We start from the raw sequence: 21,008 nt of genomic DNA, 5'->3' as shown, positions 1-21,008 counted from the left end.
TTTTCCTTGCCAAGCCACTACAACCTGGCGATATCCGCCCGCACCGCCGCCACCGAGGCCTCGAACAGCGCCATCTCTTCCGCAGTCAGGCCCAGATCAACCACCGACTCGACCCCCACCTCGGAGAGCACACAGGGCACCCCCATCGCGATCTTTTCAGCGCCATACTCCCCCTGCAGAATCGCCACCGTCGGCATGATGCGCCGGCGATTGTTGGCGATCGCATCGATCATCGAGGTGATGGCCGCGGCAGGGGCATCGTAGGCACTGCTGTTCTTGCGCAGCGAGAGGATCTCCGCCCCGCCGTTACGGGTCCGTTCGATGATCGCATCGATCTTCTCACGACTGATGAAGTGCTCGATGGGAATACCGTTGATGGTGCAAAAACGGGGCAGGGGCACCATTGAATCACCATGGCCACCGAGCACAATGGTGGTCACGTCGCGGGAGGAGAAGCCGGTCTCCATCGCGATGAAACTGGCCATACGCGAGGCATCCAGCACCCCGGCCTGACCGAACACCCGCCCGCGCGCCCAACCACTGCGCTGCCAGGCGCGGAAGGTCAGCACATCCACCGGGTTGCTCACCACCAACATCATCGCCTGCGGCGCATACTGCAGAGCATTGTCGACAATGCCGTCGATCACACCCAGATTCACCTCCAGTACATCGGAACGCGACATGCCTGGCTTACGTGGCACCCCGGCAGTTACCACGATCAGATCCGAACCAGCCATCGCCGCCGGGTCGTTGGAGCCGGAGACCCGGGTATCGAAACGGAAGAAACTCGAGGTCTGCAACACATCCAGCGCCACCCCTTGGGGCGCATCCTCGCGGATATCCACCAGCATCACTTCCCGGCACAATTCGGACTCGGCCAACATCTGCGCGGTGGTCTCACCGACTCGGCCCGCACCCACAATAGTAATTTTGTTCATTGTTATCCCTTGCTTCACAAACCCGTTCTCCAATAATAGCCACGATCAGCACGGCAGACGGTCATAGCAGCAGGCAGCATTTTTTACCCCCCAACCCGGTTGGGTTATGATTGGTGGTTCGCGCGTCTTGGGGCGACGTTGAACGATGCGGCCCCACCGCCGAAAAACACCGACTTCCCTATGATTTCGGCACTTTTCGGCCAAAGATGCCCGACAGATGCGGACACAAGTAGAAGAATTCTGAGGAAGTTTTTAATGTCGAGAAAGAAGATTGCGCTGATCGGCGGCGGCCAGATCGGTGGCACACTCGCGATGATAGCGACCCAGAAGGAGCTGGGTGATGTCGTGATTATCGACCTACCGCACCTGCAAAACCCGATGAAAGGCAAGGCCCTCGATCTGATGGGCATGCGCCCGGTGGACGGCGTCGATGTTGAACTGAGCGGCAGCGGCGAAATGGCAGCGATCGCCGGTGCCGACGTGATCATCGTCACCGCTGGCGTGCCACGTAAACCGGGCATGTCGCGCGACGACCTGCTTGATATCAACCTGAGCGTCACCAAAAAGGTCGCCACGGCAGTTAAGCAGCATGCCCCGGACGCCTTCGTGATCCTCACCACCAACCCGCTCGACTCCATCGTCTACGCCTTCCACAAGCTCTCCGGTCTGCCCGCGGGGCGCATCATCGGCATGGCCGGTGCACTCGACACCGCCCGATTCCGCACCTACATCGCGATGGAGACCGGCCTCTCAGTGAAGGATGTCTCCTGCCTAGTGATGGGAGGCCATGGCCCCACCATGATCCCGGTCACCCGCACCGCCAGCGTCGGTGGCATCCCGCTCACCGAACTCCTGGATCAGGAGACGATCCAGCGCATCGTCGAGCGCACCCGCAACGCCGGCACCGAGATCGTCGGCCTACTCGGCAACGGCAGCGCTTTCTACAGCTCCGCCGCCGCCGCCATCGAGATGGCCGAGTCCTACCTGAAGGATAAAAAGCGAGTGATCGCCTCCGCCGTGCTATGTCGCGGCGAATATGGCGTCGACGGTTACTTTATGGGCGTGCCCTGCGTGATCGGCAGCGGCGGCGTCGAAAAGGTGGTGGAGTTCACGCTCACCGCCGAGGAGCAACAGATGTTCGAGACCACCCTGGAGGCGGTCAAGGCGAGCGTCGAGCGCACCGGACTGTAAAGAAGCCACTATGAACCAATCGAGCGACAAGCTGGTCAGCCTCAGCATCAATGGCAAGGAGATCTCCGCTCCGGAGGACCACTCGGTGATCCAGGCCCTCTGGTATGCCGGCTACCCGCGCGTCAAAAGCGTTGGCTGCCTGGAGGGGGTGTGCGGCTCCTGCCGGGTGATGGTGCGCCGCGCCGACAGCCCCGAGGTGAAGATGGAGCTAGGCTGCCAGCTGTTGGTGGAGGAGGGCATGCAGGTCAACTTCTTGGTCTTCCCGACCCCGACCCACCACGCCTACCAACTCGACGACATCAAGAACTCCTGGGAGGTGCAGGCCAGGTTCCACCAGATCTTCCCTGAGGCCGAAGCCTGTCGTCACTGCAGTGGCTGCAACCAGTCCTGCCCCAAGGGCATCGAGGTGGAGCGGGGCGTCGAACTGGCCTCCAAGGGGCGCTTCCGCGAGGCCGGTGAACTGTTCGTCGAGTGCGTGATGTGCAACCTCTGCCTGACCGCCTGCCCAGAACACATCTCCCCCAACCATGTCGGGCTATTCTCGCGCCGCGTCACCGCCTACTTCCACATCCGCCCCTCGAACCTGATCAACCGACTGGAAAAACTGCGCAAGGGCGACCTGCAGGTTACCTACTGAGCCCCAGCTCCGGAAACAACATGGCCAACGGCATCCCCTACAGCGAAGCGCTCAGGCGCTACACACCACTCAAATTCCGCGACCCGTCGACAGACAAGACCCCGACCCAGGATCTGCTGCGTGAGTTCCACCCAGACCACACCGAAGGATCGATGGTCAAACTGCAGGTCGGCCCCAACAAGGGCAACACATGCCACCATCAGCTGGCCCAGATGCTGCAGTCAGATGCGCGTATCGACGAGGCCGATCTGGCCGGTGCCAACATCTGCGAGACCGATGTGCTGGTGATCGGCGGCGGCGGCGCTGGCTGTGCCGCTGCACTTGAGGCCTCACGCAGCGGCGCCAAGGTGACACTGGCGACCAAGCTGCGCCTCGGCGACAGCAACACGGTGATGGCGGAAGGCGGCATCCAGGCCTCGGTGGAGAAGGGCGATACCCCGCAAATGCACTTCGATGACACCATCAAGGGTGGCCACCACTATGTCGACCGCGAGCTGGCGGCGCAGATGGTGCTGGACGGCCCGGAGGTGATCCGCTGGCTGATCCAACAGGGCATGCAGTTCGACCTGGACAAGTACGGTGAGCTGCTGACCCGCCGCGCCGGCGGCACCTCGGCGCCACGGGTGGTCTACTATCGCGACTACACCGGCCTGGAGATGATGCGGGTACTACGCGAGGCGGTCAGCAACAGCCCAGTCGAGGTAAGAGACTACAACCCGGCGGTGGAGCTGCTCTCCAACGAACATGGCGAGTGTGCCGGCGCAGTGCTCTCCTCCCTGAAGAACTGCCGCTACACCCTGGTGAAGGCGAAGGCGGTGATCCTCGCCAGCGGCGGCATCGGCCGTATGCACCTCAACGGCTTTCCCACCTCCAACCACTTCGGCGCCACCGGCGACGGCCTGGTACTCGCCTACCGCCTCGGCGCGAAGCTGCGCGACCTCGACTCATTCCAGTACCACCCATCGGGGCTCGCCTTCCCACAGCACCTCGCCGGCACCCTGATCACCGAAGGCGTGCGCTCCTCCGAGGCCTACCTGCTCAACGCCGCCGGCGAACGTTTTGTCGAGGAGCTGGCGCCCCGCGATCATGTCGCCGCCGCGATCATCCGCGAGTGCCGGGAGGGCCGCGGCATCCAGGTCGACGAAAAGACCGTCGGCATCTGGCTCGACACCCCGGGACTGGAGCTGCGCAAGCCCGGCATCCTGCAGCAGCGCTTCCCTAAACTACTGCAGCTGGGACAGAAGAGCGGAGTCGACCCGACCCACACCCCGCTGCTGATCTATCCCACCCTGCACTACCAAAACGGCGGCGTGGTGATCGACAAAAACGGCGCCTCCAGCACCTCCGGCCTCTACTGCATCGGCGAGGTCTGCGGCGGCATCCACGGCAAAAACCGGCTGATGGGCAACTCATTGCTCGACATCATCAGCTTCGGTCGGCGCGCCGGCCAGCATGCCGCCGAACAGAGCCACGGTAGGCCCCACACCAAGATCTCCATCGAGCACCTCAGCAGCCTGCGCCGCGAGCTGATGACCGCAGCCATGCCGATGGATCATAAGGGACCACTGCTGTTCCCCGAGTACGCCAAATTCGACGCCGACGCTGACTACGACGGCCTGCGGCGCCACAAACAGAGGTAGATCATGGCTCGATCCAATCAAGTGCTGCTGCACGAATCGATCCGGGTTGGCGCCGACTTTGACGCCTGGCACACCGCTGGTGGTGGTGAAGGGCTGCAGATAGCACTGCTGGAGACACCGGACAAGCTGATTGCGCAGATCGAACAGGCTGGCCTGCGCGGCCTCGGCGGCAGCGGCTACCCGACCCACAAGAAGTGGCACTTTCTCGCCGCCCAGCAGGATGCCACCGACAAATACCTGATCGTCAACGGCAACGAAGACGAACCCGGCACCTTCAAGGACCGTATCCTGCTCAGCGAGACCCCGCATCAGGTAATCGAAGGGGCCTGCATCTGTACGCTCGCCTGCGGCATCAACCGCATCATCTTCTACATCAACCCGGAGCAGCACGACTCCCTCGAACAGATGCGCAAGGCGGTGGCCCAGTGGGAAGACTCCGAACTCTACTTCTCGCTGGCGAAACAGATGGGCAAGCCGATCGAGCTGAGCGTGATGGAGAGCTCCGGCCACTACATTGGCGGCGAGGAGACCGCAGCGATCGAATCGGTGGAGGGCAACTTCCCGTTTCCGCGCGGCAAACCGCCGTTTCCCGCCGAGTCCGGGGTGCATGGCTACCCGACCCTGGTCAACAACACCGAGACCCTGGCCAATGTGCCTCACATCATGCGCCACGGCGCCGACTGGTTTCAGGCGCTGGGGATCGGCGCGGCCACCGGAACCAAGATCTACTGCCTCAGCGGTGACGTACTCAGACCCGGCGCCTACGAATTGCCCATGGGCACACCGCTGGAGCAGCTGATCTTCGAGCATGGCGGCGGCATGCTGGTGGGCAAGGAACTGAAGGCAGTCTTCACCGGCGGCCCCTCCAACACCATCCTCACACCCAAGGATCTCGACGTGCCGCTCGACTTCGAATCGGTGGCGGCGCGCCGCTCGGCGCTCGGCACCGGCGCGATGATCGTGGTCTCCGAGGGCACCGGCATCGTCAAGCGGGTCACCGAGTACGTCAACTTTTTTGCCGACTCTTCCTGCGGCCAGTGCCCGCCCTGTAAGACCGGCACCTACTACATCTCACTGCTGCTGAGCAAGATCGACACCGGGCAGGGCAGCCAGGCCGACCTGGAATCCCTCTACGACCTCTGCAAGGTATTGCCGGGAGCCGGGCGCTGCCACCTGCTTGATGGCGCAGTCAAGGTACTCGAAAGCTCCCTCTACCACTTTCGGGATGAGTATCTGCAGGCGATCGAGCCCCGCTAACATAGATCCCATGCGTCTTGTCCAGAAATTTACCACTTCATTATATTCGTCGAACAGCCGCACAATTTGTAAGCTTATGCCAGCAAAATGCGCAAACATGCATAAAACAACCATTAGGCAATAAAAAATATTTGACCGGACGGGTAATTGTTTGCCATATTTCCCGGCTCAAAATTTATACAATCCAGCTCCAGAAGGCCGTGCTCCTGGCAACCGCCCCGAGCCGGACGGCTGTCCACACCCGCCGATGTGGCGCATTTGTTTACCATCCCGTGGACCATGCCAGATCCCAAGGCTGAGAGGCCGGACTGGCCCGCTGGACAGAAACAGTTAAGCGCTTATGCGGCGGGATCGGGACCAGGCCTCACTCCCAGCCAAAACCGAAGATTCAGGGTGGCTTATGACTCAGCATGCTGATGGCGGCCAGACCGTCGTTCAAGTGGACGAATTCAAAGGCAATAAAACCGCCACAAAGATCAACGAACACATCGTCGAGATCGTCAGTGACTCCGGCGAAGGTGCCCAGAAATGCGGGCAGACCCTTGGCTCTGTTAGCGGCAAGATGGGCAACGGGGTCTGGACCGTGGAGATCATTCCCGCCGAGATCCAGCCCCCGGCCCGCTCCCCGGCTGGGGCCTCCGGCATCCGCATCCGCATCGGCTCCGACCGAGTCACTAACATGGGCAACGAGGCCGACCTGGTGGTCGCCTTCAACGAGCAGGTGCTCTACTCCCGCATCGCAGACGGCGCCTACAAGAAAGGCACTATCGTGTTGCTGGAAAACAAGTGGAAGAGTGATCCGCAAGAGAAGATCCAGGAGCAGTACAACAAGGCGATCAGCGAATTCTCCGAACACGGCTTCATCGTGCATGAGGTGCCGATGGAGATGGAGTGTCTGAAGATCGTCTCCAATGCACGCAAGGGCAAAAACATGTTCGTGCTCGGCATGGTCTGCAATATCTACAATCGGGATGCAGACCTGGCCCGCAGTGAGATCGCCGCCACCTTCGCCCACAAGGGGGAGAAGGTCATCAAGCCGAACATCGACCTGTTCAACTCCGGTTATGAATATGCCAGCAACAACTTTGACTACAGCTGGGAGATCGAGCCCAAGGCGCTCACCGGCGAAGAGAAGGTGCTGGTCTGCAACGGCAACCAGGCCATCGGCCTGGGCGTGATGGCCTCCGGCATGGATATGGTCTCGATGTACCCGATCACCCCCGCCACCTCCGCCTCTCACTATATCGCCGCCATCTACGACCAAGTCGGCGGTTTCGTGCACCAGGCAGAGGATGAGATCGCCGCCATCGGTTTCGCTATCGGCGCCTCCTACGCCGGTAAGACCGCCTGCACCATCACCTCCGGCCCCGGCATGGCGCTGAAGACCGAGATGATTGGCCTGGCGGTAATGTCGGAGATCCCGCTGGTAATCATCAATGTGCAGCGCGGCGGCCCCTCCACCGGTCTGCCAACCAAGGTGGAGCAGGCGGATCTGCTCTCCTCCCTCTATGGCATGCCCGGCGACGCGCCGAAGATCATCATCGCCCCCGCCACCATCGAGGAGTGTTTCCACTTCGTAATCATGGCGCGCAAACTGGCGGAGACCTTTCGCGGTCCGGTGATCATGCTCACCGACGCCAACCTAGCCACCGGCGTGCAGCCTTGGAACCGCCCCGAACTGCAGGAGGAGTGGCTGGCAGCGCCGATCGACCAGTCGCCCTGGGACCCCAACGTGCCCGCCTACGACTGGGATGAGGAGACTGGTCTGTCGCAGCGCCCAATCCCAGGCCAGCGCAACGGCATGTACGTGCTGACCGGCCTCTCGCATACCAGCCGCTCCAAGGTGGCCTACGACTCTGACACCCACCAGACCAGCATGCACATGCGCAGCCGCAAACTGGCCGCGCTGCAGAAGACCCTGAAGAAGCCCGAGGTACACGGCGACGAGCAGGGCGACCTGCTGATCGTCTCCTGGGGCTCCACCATGGGCGCCGTGCAGGAAGCGGTCGACCTGCATCGCGCCGAGGGCAAGAGCGTCTCCCAGCTGCACCTGCGCTTCCTCTCGCCGATGGAGCCGCATCTGAAGGAAATCTTCAGCAACTACAAGAAGGTGATGACCATCGAGATCAACTACAGCGACGATCTCAGCCACCCGCTCATCACCGAAGAGAATCGCCGGCTGGCCCAGCTTGCCATCATCCTGCGCGCCCAGACCCTGGTCGACATCGACTGCTGGTCGGTGGTGTATGGTCACCCGCTGCAGCCCGGCATGCTCTACAACGTGATCAGCGGCAAGCTCGCTGGCCTGAACAACTAAGGAGGAGTCAGCATGTTTGGATTGAAAGCAGACTGGTCTCTCGAAGTCTTTGAACGCTACTTCACCCTCGGCGACTACGCCGGCGGCGAGGCCCGCTGGTGCCCTGGTTGTGGCGACTTTGCAGTACTCAACGCCACCCATCGGGTGCTGCGCGATGCGCAGATGCCGCCGGAGAAGAGCGTCTTCGTCTCCGGCATCGGCTGCTCCAGCCGCATGCCCCACTATGTCGGCACCTACGGCTTCCACGGCCTGCACGGCCGCGCCCTGCCGATAGCCAATGGCGTCAAGTCACGCCGCCCCGACCTCGACGTCTGGGTCGCCACCGGCGACGGCGACTGCTTCTCCATCGGCGCCGGCCCCTGGATCCACGCCATGCGTCTCAACATGGACATGGTGGTGCTGATCTTCGATAACGGCATCTACGGTCTGACCAAGAAGCAGACCTCGCCCACCACTCCCACTGGGATGAAGACCAACACCCACCCCAGAGGCGCGCTGCTGCCGCCGCTGAATCCGCTGACCACCACCCTGAGCATCAGCAACGTCTCCTTTGTTGCCCAGGTACCCGACTGGAACCCGCCGATGCTCTACGAGACGATCAAGGCGGCCCACCAGCATCGCGGCACCAGCTTCGTGCGCATCTTGCAGCGCTGCCCGGTCTTCTCCGAGGACTTCTGCAAACCGATGCAGGAGAACCCGGAGCAGATGCTGCTGCTGACCCACGAGAACGGCATCCCGATGGACGATTCGGTGTTGCGCGTCTTCAAAGAGACACAGGAGCACGACCCGTCCGACTGGCTCGGCGCCATGGCGCTGGCCCACGACACCACACGCATCCCGCTCGGCCTGCTCTACCGCAATCCGGACGCGGTGGTCTACGAAGATCTCTCGGCTCAGGGCCTGGAGAAGACCAACGAAGAGAAGCTGGCGGCCATCGACAAGGCTATCGACGCCTTCTCCATCTAACAACAAAACCGTTCCAGGGCAAGGCAGCGCGCTATGAACGCAGAACCCAATGCACCCACCGCCGGCAGCGCAGGCTCTGCCCTGCCGGCACAACCGCCCGCCATCAAAGATGCCGAGGCGAGCAAGGATATCCTCTACACTCTGCGCCACTTTCATCTCGGCAACCCGGGAGTGCAAGAGCAGCTGGAGCCCTTTGGCGACGATTATCTCCCCGCTCTGCTGGCCCCCTACCGGGATGCCTCCCGTCTGCGCTACGACTACCCCCTGTTTCTCTACCCTGTAGCTGAAAATGGGCAGGCAGCTGAGGCAGCCGAGCTGGCTAAGCCCCTTAGCCAGTTTCTCAGCGAAACGCTCGAATCAGTTGCTCCCGGCGCAGACAATGCCCGCATCCTTAAAGACAACCTGCCGCGCATTGAGCAGGCGCTGCGCCAGGCCACCAAGGACGATGAAGCCCCAGTGCCTGCCCGCCCGCTGTTACAACAGCTCGGCGAACAGATGGTGCAGCAACTCGGTCTCGACAGCGACAGCAGCGCCCGCCTCAGTGACGACCTGGAAAAGCTGCTGGAGGCGATCCCGGATGGGGGACAACTGCTCGCCTATGGTCGCCACCCGGCCATCCACCTGCTGATCCATGTAATCCGCCATCAGGTAATCCCACGTCAGGCGCAGTTTCAGGAACAGCTCCAGGAGCAGATCCTCGGACTCGGCCGGCTGCTCAATATCGAGAAGGAGAAATCCGATTCAGGGCGTAAACCGGAGCACCTGAAAGAGAGTGTTGGCGGCAGTGCTGCGCTCTTCGATGTCAACGCACTCTCCCAAGTAATGGACCACTCGCAGGGTTCGGTCGGCATGTCCGCAGAGCGCCGAGAGCGCGTGCAGACCGCCCTCGAGATCCTCAAGGAGTACCGCCAGGAACCCACCCTGGTGCGTTTTGTCCACCTGAAAGACCTGGACAACACCATCTTCAGTGACATCGAAGGTTTCGAGTCGGTGGTCTCCGACGACCCATGCACCACCGCCCAAGATCTATTCGACCAAGAGGCAGCACGCCTCGCCAAAGTATTTGCCGCCGCGCGGATCGCCCAGCTAGAGATCGACGATCTCTACGACGCTTCGATCCACGATCCCTGGTTCGCTAGTTTCAACTGGGAGGCCTTCTCCCAGCACGAGCTGCTACTGGTGCCGGCGGTGATCGCCCTGGAGACCGCTTTGCGCGTCGCCAACCAAGCGATGCCGCAGTTCTCACGGCTGCTCAACTCCGGCCGGCCGGTGCAGATCATGGTACGGGTGCTGGCCCACGCCAATCCCGGTCGCGACACCGAAGAAGACCCCTTTGCCCACTTCCGTACCGAACTCGGCTATCTGGGCATCGCCCACCGCCAGGCGGTGGTCGGGCAGACTTCTGCAGCGCGCCATGAACACCTCCTGCAACAGTTCACCACCGCTTTCAATGCGACCCGCACCAGCCTGCATCTGATCAACATCGGCATGCGTCCGCTGGGGCAAGGGGTCGGGCTGAACGCCTGGCTGGTGGCTGGCGCTGCCCTGGAGGGCCGGGTCCACCCCTTCTTCCAGCTCAACCCGGCGCAAGGTGACAGCTTCGCCGAGCGGGTCGATTTCAGCGGCAACCCCCAACCCGATCGCGACTGGCCGCTGCACGAGTTCAATTACATCGACAACGACGGCGAGGTCATCAAGACACAGAGCGCCTTCACCTTTGCCGACTATGCGCTGCTAATCCCGCGCCTGCACCACCACTTCACGCCGGTGCCATTGGTCTGCGAGTCGGACAATCTACTGCCGATTGCCGACTACCTAGCGCTGCCACAGCAGCAGACCGATGCCTACATCCCTTATGTCTGGGCGATCAACGCCAACGGCGAATTGCGTCAGCTGGCGGTCAGCCTGACCCTGGTGCACGCCTGCCGCGACCGCCTCAACTACTGGCACAGCCTGCAGGAGATGGCCGGCATCGGTAGCAAATATATCGAGATCGGCATCGCCAAGGCACGCGCTGAGATCCAGGCCGCCGCCGATGCCGAGCGCGCCGAACTGCTGGCCGCCCACGAAGCTGAGATCAACAGCGTACGTGCCGAGGCTGCCAGCGAGGTGATGGGGCGCCTCACCGAGGTGCTGATGGGCATGGATCTCACAAGCGCCACACCGCGCATTGCAGCCACTGCCCCGGTACAACCCAGCCCGGCTGCAGCGGATGTCAGCGAGCCGACGGCTGAGTCGGAGACGCCAGACGAGGCGGAGGCAGAGGAGGATATCGGCGGTTACGAAGACCCCTGGATCGACAGCCCACTCTGCACCAGCTGTAACGACTGCCTGGCGATCAACCCACTGGTGTTCGTCTACAACGATAGCAACCAGGCCTACATCGCTGACGCCAGCGCCGGCACCTTCGCCCAGATGGTGGAAGCGGCAGAGATCTGCCCCTCCGACTGCATCCACCCGGGCAAACCACTCAACGACGCTGAGCCCGGGCTAGATGAGCTGATCGAACGGGCGGCAGCGTACAACTGAGCGGCAGGCTAAAACAGGTATCAAGTCAGAGATAGCGCGAGATTGAATGGCTCTTGTTGAGAGAGCAACAGGGAATCGAGGCAGAGAAGATGCATAAGCAGGTGGCAGTCGAGTTCGAGTGTGCAGAGGTCTGGATCCGCGCCACGCAACTCAGTACTGACATCTACCTGGAGCTGATCGACTGTCAGGACTTTGACTTCTGGGATCAGATAACCCAGATCGGTCACGCTATCGCCTCCAGCATCGCTGAGGGACGTGCGCGCACTGCCTTCAACGACTGCGCCGACCATCTGGTTTCGGCCCGCAAGGCCTGCAGAGAGCTGCTCCGGCAGATCGAGACTGGCCAAAAGATCGAGCACATCGAACCATCGATAGGTGATCAATGGATCTCCGAGACACGACAAATCACGGCTATGTTGACGGCGCTGGTGACAGCACTGCTGACAGCGAGGAACAACGCATTGCAGCCAGCATGAGCCACCAGCTCCAGGTAGAACCAGAGGTCCGGTATGTCTGAGCTGCTCAGCAGTTTCGTCTCCTCTGCCGGCATCATGACCGGCATCGGGCTATTCTTCGGCATCATCCTCGCGGTCGCCTATAGATTCCTCAAGGTGGAGGAGGATCCGCGTATCGCCACCACCGATGAGCTATTGCCCGGCACCAACTGCGGCGCCTGTGGCGAACCCGGCTGTCTGCCGTTTGCCGAGGCCCTGGTGGCCGGCAAGGCCCAACCCAGCGGCTGCACCGTCGCCGACGAAGCCACCATCGACGCGATTGCCGATTTTCTCGACGTCGACGCCGGCCAAGCCGACAAGCAAGTCGCTCGGCTACGCTGCGCCGGCGGCAAGGCTCAGGCCTTCCAGATCGCCGAATATGCCGGCTTCGAGGGCTGCCGCGCCGCCGCCACCGTCTCCAGCGGCGGCAAAGGCTGTTCTTGGGGCTGCCTCGGACTGGCTGACTGCAAGGTCGCCTGCGACTTCGACGCGATCCATATGAACGCCAACGGCCTGCCCCAGGTAGACGTCGAGAAGTGCACCGCCTGCGGCGACTGCGTCGAGGCCTGCCCCAAAGACCTGTTTGAACTGCTGCCGCTAACGCAGAAACTCTACGTGCAGTGCAACAACCCCCTCGAAGGCGAGGCGGTCACCGTGCTCTGCTCAGTGGGCTGCGACGCCTGCGGCAAATGTGCCGCAGACGCCGCCCCCGGCCTCATCACCATGAGCGACAATCTGCCGCTGATCGACCTGAAATCGGGCGCGCCGATGACCGACCTCGCCACCCGCCGCTGTCCCACCGCCGCCATCCAATGGCTGGAGGATGGCCAGTTCATCGAACAGCAGAGCGCCCAAGCCGAAAGCGAAAAACGATATGCCCGCCTTCACTAACACCGCCATCAAACTCTACCGCAAGCTGTTTGGCACCCCCGCCGGGCTGATGCCGCAGGACAGCGGCATCCATACCCTGCTGGATGGCGCTAGCGCCATCGCCATCACCGAGGCCTGTATCGCCGAAAATGCCGCGATCAGTAACCGCCACGGTACCGATCACGCCAATCTCGCCTGGCTTTCTGAAGAGAGCCGTCAGCTGCATAACGTATTTGGCGAACACCTCAGCAGCCACAGCGCCTCCAGCGCCCGCGGCGCGCTGGCCAGCGCCATCGGGCTCGCCAGCGCAGGACGCCGCGCCACCCTGTTTCTCGACAGCGGCGAGCTTAGCGGTGCCCTCGACCTGCTGCAGCGCGCCGTCGAACAACGTCTGCCGCTGGTGATCCACGCGCGCAACCGCGACATCGACAAATCCGGCAGCAGCCACCAGGCGCTGCAGCAACTCGCCGACAGCGGCTGCTTACTGCTGATCGCCGGCAATGTGCAGGAGGCGGTGGACTTTACCCTGATCGCCCGCCGAGTCGCAGAGGCCAACCTGACCCCCGCCATCATCGCCATCGACAGCGGCGAGACCGCCAATGCGCTGCAGGATGTGCAGCTGCTCTCACCGGCGCTGATCCAGCGCTACATCGGCGAGACCGAAAAGAACCTACAGAGCCAGAGCGCCGCCGAGCGGCTACTGTTCGGCGAACAACGCCCGCCCGTACCGGGCTGGCACAGCCTCGACCGACCGAGCCTGCAGTCAGCGCACAGAGATGGACGCGCCCAGGGATTGAGCCGTGCCGCCAACGCCACCTTTCTGCAGGGCGAACTGTCAGATAGCCTCGAACAGGCCTTCAATGCCTTTAACGCCGAGACCGGCCGTAACTATAGCGCCCTCTTCAGCCAGCAGGCCGAACAGGCCGACCAGCTAATCATCCTGCTCGGCAGCGCCCTCGAGCCGGCGCTACAGGCACACCGTCAGCTCAACAAACGCGAGCGCAAGGCCACTGGCCTGCTGGCGCTAAAGAGTCTGCGCCCGCTGCCGGAGACGCACCTGCTCAAGCTGCTGCAAGGGAAAAAGCGCTTGATCGTGATGGAGCGGGCCGAGACCCCGCTGGCAGGCGATCCGCCGCTGTTACGGGAGCTGCGGCAGATTCTCGGTAGAGGCCAGGAGCGCGGCGAGTTCAGTGGCGCTGCACCGCGTCTTGAGTCGGTGATCTACGGTTGTGGCGGCTTTCCGCTACGTAGCGCTGACCTGACCGAGCTGCTGCAGATCGCGCATCGTGAGAGCAGCAGCAAGCGCTACCTTGGCATCGACTTTACCCAGAGCAACGCCCACCAGCCGAAGCGCCAGGTACTGCTCGACAGCCTGCGCCGCGACTACCCGGAGATCGAATCCCTCGGTCTGCGCGCCAGACAGAAGGAACCGGCCAGCAGCGATCCGGCCCTGCTGACCCTGGCTGTCGACCGCCCCGCCGACAGCAGTGCCAGCCTACTGGCAGAGGCTGCTACGCTGATCCACAGCATCGCCGGTGGCTACATCCGCAGTCGTCTTGGCGAGCACACCCCACGCTGGGGTGAGCGGGCTCAGGACAGCTTCAGCTTCAGTCAGAGCAGCCCCACTGATCCCGGCGACGAGGCCCCGCTCGACCTGCTGCTGGTGGAGCTGCATGACGCCACCGAGCAGATCCCGGCGCTGCAGCGCCTGCGCAAGGGCGGCATACTGCTGCTACAGGCCGGCGACGATGAGAGCAACACCCTGGCGCGACTGCCGGCAAGGCTGCAGCGGCAGATCCGCAGCCGCGACCCGCAACTGTTTCTCTACCCGGCCCCCAAATGGCTCAAGCCCGAACAGCGCGGCGAGTTGGCCCTCGGTGCCCTCTGCGCCACCCTAGCAGAGGGACTGCTGAGCGCGATTTCGACCCGTAAATTCCTCAGCAGCCATGAACAGCAGCTCAAGACTGAGACTGCCGAGCGTGCCGACTCACTGCTGCGGGCCTTCAACGCCGGACTGGAGTCGGTGAGACACACAGCACTGCCCGCACCTACCGGCCAGCAGCCGCCGGCTGAGCCGTCCCATCTGCCGGCAGCAGTGCGTCACCTGCAGGCCAGCGGTGACCGCTACGACAGTCTGCCACGTTTTTGGGACCAGGCCGGCATCCTCTACCGGCAGGGCGAGCAGGCGCAGCTGACCCCCGACCCCTATCTCGCCAGCGGTGTGATCCCGCCGCTCTCCGCTACCTTTAACGACCATAGCGGCAACCGCACCCTGCTGCCGGTATTTGACCCAGCCGCCTGCACCGCCTGTGGCGACTGCTGGAGCAACTGCCCAGACAGCGCCATCGGCAGCACCGCCATCAGCCCCACCGCGCTAATCAACGCCGGCATTGGCATCAGCGGCGCAGATGCGCTGCGGCCAATGGCCTCCAAACTCGGCGCCCGCATCAGTGCCCGCGGCCGCAAGGGCGAGTTCAGCGGCGATAGTGCGCAGCAGCTGATCCACGAGGCCTTCGACTGGCTACAGCAGAAGGCGCCGCTGGCGGAGGAGCGCCGCGAGGCGGCAGAGAGCGCCCTTGCGCGAGTCGAAGCAGCCCTCGGCAGCCTGCCCCTGGCGATCACCGAGACGCTGTTTCACCAGGGCGAGAAGCTGAAAAAGGATGGCGGCGAGCTGCTCACCCTTACTATCAATCCCGAGGCCTGCAAGGCCTGCGGCCTCTGCATCGCGGTGTGCGAGCCCCAGGCGCTCACCCCGCAGCCCCAGGACCAACAACGGCTCGCCAGCGCACAGCAGCAGTGGCAGGCCTGGGAGCAGCTCCCCGACACCCCCTCTGAAACCATCGAGCGTGTTGCCGGTGAGGCCGAACCCGGCCCGATGGGCGCGCAGCAACTCTCCCGCTATGCACTGCTGGCGCTGGCCAGCGGCGATACCGCCGAGGCGGGCTCGGGAGAGAAGATCGCGCTGCGGCAGATCCTCGGTACCACCGAGTTTCGTATGCAGCCGCTGCTGCATCGCTTTGCCGGCGAACTGGAACAGCTGCAGAGCCGGATCAGCGGACTGATCCGCGAGACCCTGGTGGATGCGCTGCCTAGCGCGGATCTCGACACCCTCTCCAAGCGACTCGAGCAGTTGCAGAGCCGCAGTGTCGAGATCTCAGAACTGATCGACCACACCAACGACCAGCTCGAGAGCAGCGGCGTGGATGCAGTGCGCCTGGCCAGGTTGACCCGGCTGGCGCAAAAACTCAGCCAACACCACTGGCAGCTGGTGCAGGGCCCACAGGGGCTGGGCCGCGCCCGTTACGGCATCGCCCTTGCCCCCGGCAGCATCAGTGAATGGGCGGCTACTTTTCCGCTCAACCCGTTCCAGGTGCCGGTCAGCCTCGGCCTGCCGGGCGCCACCAGCGAACTCGCCATGGGGCTGCTGCAGGGGCAGCTGGCGACGGCCCTGCAGACCCTGCGCCTGGTGCATCAGGCCAAACAGGAGCTGGGCGAGGCAGGACGCAACCCGATCGCGCCACAGCAGCTCACATGGGACAACCTGAGTGCGGAGGAGCGCGCGCTCTGTCCGCCACTGCTTTTGATCGGCAGCGAGGAGGCGCTTGGCGGCGAGGAGTTCTCGCAGATCGCCAGCCTGCTCAACTCCGGCCTGCCGATCAAGGTGATCCTGCTGGCGGAGCTCGACGGCGGGCTCGATCAGATCGAGCAGCAGGGCAAGCCGCTTGCGGCCAGTCACGACGCCCGCACCAATCTCGGCCTGATGGCACTCGCCCAGCGCAGCGCCTTCGTCGCCCAGTGCAGCATCGCCGATCCCTCGCACCTGCATCGCAGTCTGCGCAGCGCGCTCGACTTCAGCGGCCCGGCACTGATCCGTCTGCACGCTCCGAGCCCGCAGCGCCACGGCTTTGCCAGCGATCGCACCCTGGAGCAGACGCGACTGGCGGTGCGCAGCCGCAGTTTCCCCTTGTTCAGCTACGATCCTCGTGGCGAAGGCGTATTCGGCAGCCGCCTCGATCTGCAGGGCAATCCGGCCCGCGGTGCGCTGCTACACAACAGCGATGATGGCCAGCCGCTCACCCCGGCCCACTGGGCTCTCACCGAGCAGCGCTTTGCCAGCCGCTTCCGAGCGCTGGCGGATGACGATCCAGCCCCCACCACGTTGCTCGACTGGCTCGAACTCGAGCCAGCGGCGCGACAGAAGAAGACACCGATCCTCTCGGTCACTCAGGGCAAAGGGGATGCTATGGTGTTGCGGATCGATCCTGAACTGGCGCAGATGGCCGCTGACCAGCTGCATATCTGGCGCACCCTGCAGGAGTTAGCCGGCATCGTCACCCCGTTCACCGCGCGGGTCGAGGCAGAGGCCGAAGAGCGGGTCGCAACACAACATCAGGCCGAGCTCGCTGCCCTGAAGGCGGACTATGAACAACAGCTCAACGCCACCCGCGACAGCGCACAGACGCAGATCGCGCAACAGTTGCAGGATCGCCTGATGCACCTGGCCGGCTATAGATAGCGAGGTGCGGACGAGCGGCTTGTCCGCGCCACTTACCTTTACGAGAAAGGAAAGCAGATGAATCTACACGAATACCAAGCAAAAAAGCTGTTTGCCGACTACGGCATCCCGGTCCCGGAGGGTAAGGCGGTCTCCAGCCCGAGCGATGCCCGTGCGGCGGCCCAGGAGCTGGGTGGTGAGGTCTGGGTGGTCAAGGCCCAGGCCCACACCGGCGGTCGCGGCAAGGCCGGCGGGGTGACGCTGGCAAAGAGTCTCGATGAGGTCGAGGCGGCAGCTGAGGCGATCCTTGGCATGACCCTGGTGACCAAGCAGACCGGCCCTGAAGGGCTGCCGGTCAACCTGGTGCTGGTGGAGCAGGGCAGCGACATCGCCCGTGAGCTCTACCTGGGTGCACTGCTGGATCGTGCCTGCTCCCGCGTCACCTTCATGGCCTCGGCTGCCGGTGGCATGAACATCGAGGAGGTGGCCGCCGAGACCCCGGAGAAGATCCTCACCACAGTGGTCGATCCAGCCGCCGGCCTGCAACCCTACCAGTGCCGCAAGCTCGCCTTCGGTCTGGGGCTGGAGGGTGATCAGATCAAGCAGTTCGGGCGCATCATGATGGGGCTCTACCGACTCTATATGGCGAAGGACGTAAGCCTGATCGAGATCAACCCACTGATCGTCACCGGCGACGGCCAGCTGATGGCTCTCGACGCCAAGATCAACATCGACAGCAACGCGCTCTACCGCCACCAGGATCTCGTCGCGCTGCGCGACCCGAGCCAGGAGGATGAGAAAGAGGCCGCCGCCGCCCAGCATGATCTCAACTACATCACCCTCGACGGCAGCATCGGCTGCATGGTCAACGGCGCCGGCCTGGCGATGGCGACCATGGACATGGTTAAGCTGCACGGCGGCGACCCGGCCAACTTCCTCGACGTGGGCGGTGGCGCCACCGCTGAGCGGGTCACCGAGGCGTTCAAGCTGATCCTCTCCGACGCCAAGGTGAAGACCGTGCTGGTCAACATCTTCGGCGGCATCGTGCGCTGTGACCTGATCGCCGAAGGGGTGATCACCGCAGCCAAGAACGTTGGTATTGCGGTGCCAGTGGTGGTCCGCTTGGAGGGCACCAACGCTGAACAGGGGTTGAAGATGCTGGAGGAGAGCGGACTCGACTTCATCACCGCCGCCGACTTCACCGAAGCCGCCAAGAAGGCTGTCGCTGCAGCTGCATGATTTGATATTCGTAGGAGCGCAGCTTGTGGCGCGCACCGGTCCGGATATTCGCACCGCAAGCGGCGCTCCTACGGAGAATAGGACAAAAAAATGAGCATACTCGTCAACAAAGACACCAAGGTCATTTGTCAGGGTTTTACCGGCAAGCAGGGCACCTTCCACTCCGATCAGGCGATCGCCTACGGCACCAACCTGGTGGGCGGTGTGACTCCCGGCAAGGGCGGCCAGAGCCACCTGGAGCTGCCGGTCTTCAACACCGTGCATGATGCGGTGAACGAGACCGGCGCCGATGCCACCATGATCTATGTGCCACCACCGTTTGCCGCCGATGCAATTCTCGAAGCGGCGGACGCCGGCATCAAGGTAATCGCCTGCATCACCGAGGGCATCCCGGTGCTCGATATGCTGCGGGTCAAAGAGGCGCTGAAGTCCACCGGCGCGCGCCTGATCGGCCCCAACTGCCCCGGCATCATCACTCCCGGTGAGTGCAAGATCGGCATCATGCCCGGGGTGATCCACAAGCCCGGCAAGGTCGGCGTGATGTCGCGCTCCGGCACCCTGACCTATGAGGCGGTGGGGCAGACTACCAAAGCGGGCCTGGGGCAGAGCACCTGCGTCGGCCTGGGCGGCGATCCGATCAATGGCACCAGCTTCATCGACTGCCTGGAGCTGTTCGAAAAAGACGAGCAGACCGAGGGCATCATCATGGTCGGCGAGATCGGCGGCTCCGCCGAGGAGGAGGCCGCGGAGTACATCAAGGCGCACGTCTCCAAGCCGGTGGTGGCCTATATCGCCGGCGTCACCGCACCGCCTGGCAAACGCATGGGCCATGCCGGGGCGATAATCTCCGGCGGCAAGGGCACCGCAAACGCCAAATTCGAGGCTCTAGAGGCCGCCGGCGCCCATGTGGTGCACTCACCAGCGGAGATGGGCAAACGCATGGCAGAGCTGCTCGGCTAACCAACCACACCCCCGGACGACCCGCTGCGGTCGTCCGGTTACCCACCATGTCGACCTTCCAATTCCAGCAGTTTTCTGTCGCTCAGGCGCACTCCGCCATGAAGGTCTGCACCGACGCCACCCTGTTTGGCGCGATGGCGCCGGTCCAAAAAGATGACCGGGTACTCGACATCGGCGCCGGCACCGGACTTTTGTCACTGATGCTGGCGCAGCTGGGTGCCGGATCGGTGACCGGGGTTGAGCTGACGGAGGAGGCGTTCGACGAGTGCCGAGATAACTTCCGCAACAGCCCTTGGGCCGGACGGCTGCAGGCAGTGCATCAGGATATCCGAGAGTTTGCCGCAGGCGATCCGACGCGTTATGACCTGATTATCAGCAACCCGCCATTTTTTACCGATCACACCCGCACCGCCGATCCGCTCCGCGCTACGGCCCGTCATACTGACCAGCTTCCCTATCAACAACTGCTCGCGATTGCCGCAGAGTTGATCGACGCGCAAGGGCGTCTCTACCTGCTACTGCCAAGCCATGCGGTTGCCGCGATCATCAAACAGGCAGCCTGCCACCAGCTCTATCTGGTCGGCCGCACCGATCTACGCGGACACGCATACAACCAGGCCAAGGTCTCGGCACTCCTGTTCAGCCACACAGCAAGCCCCTATGTGGCCCGTCTGTTGACCATCTATCGTGCCGAGCGCGACTACTCAGCGGCAAGCAGTGCCTATCTGTCGCCATTTCTGCTGCGCTTCGCCCAGGCCGATTCCCAAATAGAAGACTGATCTCTGCTGTACTCCCCGCCGGCAACTTTTTATAGTTCCTCTCCTAGATTTAGATTCCGCTTTGAGGCCCAGCTGTGCACAACACCATCGACGCCCGCATTGTCTTCGGTTTTCGGGGAGAGACCCACTCTCCGACCGCCACCATCGACCTCGATCAGCTGATGGAATCCGGCGATGAATCACCTGATCTGCATCGGCTACTCGCCAGGCTCAACCAGATCGATACCTACTCCTACCTCTATGAGGTGATGGAGGCAACTCCAATCGAGTTCAGCACACCACGTGGACTGGCCATCGAATGCCTGAGCGACGGCCACTTTGATCTGCAAAAGTTCATCCAACTCTGGCAGCAACAGCCAGAGTTCGCTGCACTGCACAAGATCGCCAAGGAGCACCTGGCGATCGATGATCTGGCACAGCACCCGAATATCCATGCGGCGCTGCGTGCCGCCTTCGATGCCGGCAAGCAGGCCAACGACTGATCACCCGAGGCCTTCACCATCTCCCTACTCGACGCTCAGACCATCTTCTGCCCCTATTGCGGGGAATCCATCATCATCCTGATCGACCCCAGCATCCTTCAGCAAAATTATGTCGAAGACTGCTCCGTTTGCTGCCGGCCGATCACGCTGGAAATCACACTGATGGGGGAGGGGATAGCAGTCACTGCACGACGTGAGGATGAGTGCTGAGGGC

At 63.0% G+C, this 21,008-nt stretch carries 16 protein-coding genes; 15 read left to right on the top strand and 1 reads right to left on the bottom strand.

Going from position 1 to position 21,008, the window contains the following annotated elements; genetic code table 11:
- Nucleotides 1-17: 17 nt before the first annotated feature.
- The gene (gene mdh, locus Ga0074115_RS02115; protein ID WP_057956451.1) at nt 18-938 is read right to left on the bottom strand and encodes a malate dehydrogenase; all 921 of its coding nucleotides are present in this window, start codon (nt 936-938) and stop codon (nt 18-20) included.
- 255 nt (nt 939-1,193) lie between these two features.
- Here mdh (Ga0074115_RS02115) and mdh (Ga0074115_RS02110) point away from each other — a divergent pair, with 255 nt between their 5' ends.
- From mdh (Ga0074115_RS02110) to Ga0074115_RS15625, 15 genes are all read left to right on the top strand, one after another.
- Nucleotides 1,194-2,129 (top strand): malate dehydrogenase, encoded by a 936-nt coding sequence (gene mdh, locus Ga0074115_RS02110; protein WP_057956450.1) that lies wholly within the window; start codon nt 1,194-1,196, stop codon nt 2,127-2,129.
- Nucleotides 2,130-2,139: 10 nt separating this feature from the next.
- Nucleotides 2,140-2,766 carry a 2Fe-2S iron-sulfur cluster-binding protein gene (locus Ga0074115_RS02105; RefSeq protein ID WP_005958505.1) on the top strand — a complete coding sequence of 209 codons (627 nt, stop codon included), beginning with the start codon at nt 2,140-2,142 and terminating at the stop codon, nt 2,764-2,766.
- A 20-nt stretch (nt 2,767-2,786) separates the two neighbouring features.
- Nucleotides 2,787-4,406 (top strand): FAD-dependent oxidoreductase, encoded by a 1,620-nt coding sequence (locus tag Ga0074115_RS02100; RefSeq protein ID WP_060528154.1) that lies wholly within the window; start codon nt 2,787-2,789, stop codon nt 4,404-4,406.
- Between the two features lie 3 nt (nt 4,407-4,409).
- The gene (locus Ga0074115_RS02095) at nt 4,410-5,663 is read left to right on the top strand and encodes a complex I 51 kDa subunit family protein (protein ID WP_060528153.1); all 1,254 of its coding nucleotides are present in this window, start codon (nt 4,410-4,412) and stop codon (nt 5,661-5,663) included.
- A gap of 400 nt (nt 5,664-6,063) precedes the next feature.
- A complete protein-coding gene (locus tag Ga0074115_RS02090) occupies nt 6,064-7,980 on the top strand; it encodes a 2-oxoacid:acceptor oxidoreductase subunit alpha (protein WP_232432854.1) in 1,917 nt (638 codons plus the stop codon).
- Nucleotides 7,981-7,992: 12 nt separating this feature from the next.
- Nucleotides 7,993-8,946, top strand: a complete 954-nt coding sequence (locus tag Ga0074115_RS02085; RefSeq protein WP_057955767.1) for a thiamine pyrophosphate-dependent enzyme — start codon at nt 7,993-7,995, stop codon at nt 8,944-8,946.
- 33 nt (nt 8,947-8,979) lie between these two features.
- The gene (locus tag Ga0074115_RS02080) at nt 8,980-11,475 is read left to right on the top strand and encodes a ferredoxin (RefSeq protein ID WP_057955766.1); all 2,496 of its coding nucleotides are present in this window, start codon (nt 8,980-8,982) and stop codon (nt 11,473-11,475) included.
- Nucleotides 11,476-11,564: 89 nt separating this feature from the next.
- On the top strand, nt 11,565-11,951 hold the full coding sequence (locus Ga0074115_RS02075) for a four helix bundle protein (RefSeq protein ID WP_101841466.1): 387 nt from the start codon (nt 11,565-11,567) through the stop codon (nt 11,949-11,951).
- Nucleotides 11,952-11,984: 33 nt separating this feature from the next.
- Nucleotides 11,985-12,860, top strand: coding sequence for an RnfABCDGE type electron transport complex subunit B (locus Ga0074115_RS02070; protein WP_057955765.1), 876 nt, complete (start codon nt 11,985-11,987; stop codon nt 12,858-12,860).
- Nucleotides 12,844-17,355 (top strand): pyruvate ferredoxin oxidoreductase, encoded by a 4,512-nt coding sequence (locus Ga0074115_RS02065; RefSeq protein WP_232432853.1) that lies wholly within the window; start codon nt 12,844-12,846, stop codon nt 17,353-17,355. The genes Ga0074115_RS02070 and Ga0074115_RS02065 overlap by 17 nt, the downstream gene beginning before the upstream one ends.
- A gap of 57 nt (nt 17,356-17,412) precedes the next feature.
- Nucleotides 17,413-18,573, top strand: coding sequence for an ADP-forming succinate--CoA ligase subunit beta (gene sucC / locus Ga0074115_RS02060; RefSeq protein WP_057955763.1), 1,161 nt, complete (start codon nt 17,413-17,415; stop codon nt 18,571-18,573).
- A gap of 90 nt (nt 18,574-18,663) precedes the next feature.
- Nucleotides 18,664-19,533, top strand: coding sequence for a succinate--CoA ligase subunit alpha (sucD, locus tag Ga0074115_RS02055; RefSeq protein ID WP_057955762.1), 870 nt, complete (start codon nt 18,664-18,666; stop codon nt 19,531-19,533).
- Between the two features lie 47 nt (nt 19,534-19,580).
- Nucleotides 19,581-20,312 carry a tRNA1(Val) (adenine(37)-N6)-methyltransferase gene (locus Ga0074115_RS02050; RefSeq protein WP_057955761.1) on the top strand — a complete coding sequence of 244 codons (732 nt, stop codon included), beginning with the start codon at nt 19,581-19,583 and terminating at the stop codon, nt 20,310-20,312.
- A 74-nt stretch (nt 20,313-20,386) separates the two neighbouring features.
- Nucleotides 20,387-20,794, top strand: a complete 408-nt coding sequence (locus tag Ga0074115_RS02045; protein ID WP_057955760.1) for a hypothetical protein — start codon at nt 20,387-20,389, stop codon at nt 20,792-20,794.
- A gap of 18 nt (nt 20,795-20,812) precedes the next feature.
- The gene (locus tag Ga0074115_RS15625) at nt 20,813-21,004 is read left to right on the top strand and encodes a CPXCG motif-containing cysteine-rich protein (protein WP_082626779.1); all 192 of its coding nucleotides are present in this window, start codon (nt 20,813-20,815) and stop codon (nt 21,002-21,004) included.
- Nucleotides 21,005-21,008 lie beyond the last annotated feature (4 nt).

Source organism: endosymbiont of Ridgeia piscesae (genome assembly GCF_001443665.1).
Classification (GTDB): domain Bacteria; phylum Pseudomonadota; class Gammaproteobacteria; order Chromatiales; family Chromatiaceae; genus Endoriftia; species Endoriftia persephonae.
This window is presented reverse-complemented; position numbering and strand designations above follow the sequence as displayed.

What these genes read in the sequence shown, in the direction of transcription:
- mdh (WP_057956451.1), bottom strand. Translation starts at nt 938, where the DNA reads ATGAACAAAATTACTATTGTGGGTGCGGGCCGAGTCGGTGAGACCACC.
- sucD (WP_057955762.1), top strand. Translation starts at nt 18,664, where the DNA reads ATGAGCATACTCGTCAACAAAGACACCAAGGTCATTTGTCAGGGTTTT.
- Ga0074115_RS02075 (WP_101841466.1), top strand. Translation starts at nt 11,565, where the DNA reads ATGCATAAGCAGGTGGCAGTCGAGTTCGAGTGTGCAGAGGTCTGGATC.
- Ga0074115_RS02095 (WP_060528153.1), top strand. Translation starts at nt 4,410, where the DNA reads ATGGCTCGATCCAATCAAGTGCTGCTGCACGAATCGATCCGGGTTGGC.
- Ga0074115_RS02090 (WP_232432854.1), top strand. Translation starts at nt 6,064, where the DNA reads ATGACTCAGCATGCTGATGGCGGCCAGACCGTCGTTCAAGTGGACGAA.
- Ga0074115_RS02085 (WP_057955767.1), top strand. Translation starts at nt 7,993, where the DNA reads ATGTTTGGATTGAAAGCAGACTGGTCTCTCGAAGTCTTTGAACGCTAC.
- Ga0074115_RS02050 (WP_057955761.1), top strand. Translation starts at nt 19,581, where the DNA reads ATGTCGACCTTCCAATTCCAGCAGTTTTCTGTCGCTCAGGCGCACTCC.
- Ga0074115_RS02105 (WP_005958505.1), top strand. Translation starts at nt 2,140, where the DNA reads ATGAACCAATCGAGCGACAAGCTGGTCAGCCTCAGCATCAATGGCAAG.
- mdh (WP_057956450.1), top strand. Translation starts at nt 1,194, where the DNA reads ATGTCGAGAAAGAAGATTGCGCTGATCGGCGGCGGCCAGATCGGTGGC.
- sucC (WP_057955763.1), top strand. Translation starts at nt 17,413, where the DNA reads ATGAATCTACACGAATACCAAGCAAAAAAGCTGTTTGCCGACTACGGC.
- Ga0074115_RS02070 (WP_057955765.1), top strand. Translation starts at nt 11,985, where the DNA reads ATGTCTGAGCTGCTCAGCAGTTTCGTCTCCTCTGCCGGCATCATGACC.
- Ga0074115_RS02065 (WP_232432853.1), top strand. Translation starts at nt 12,844, where the DNA reads ATGCCCGCCTTCACTAACACCGCCATCAAACTCTACCGCAAGCTGTTT.
- Ga0074115_RS02100 (WP_060528154.1), top strand. Translation starts at nt 2,787, where the DNA reads ATGGCCAACGGCATCCCCTACAGCGAAGCGCTCAGGCGCTACACACCA.
- Ga0074115_RS02080 (WP_057955766.1), top strand. Translation starts at nt 8,980, where the DNA reads ATGAACGCAGAACCCAATGCACCCACCGCCGGCAGCGCAGGCTCTGCC.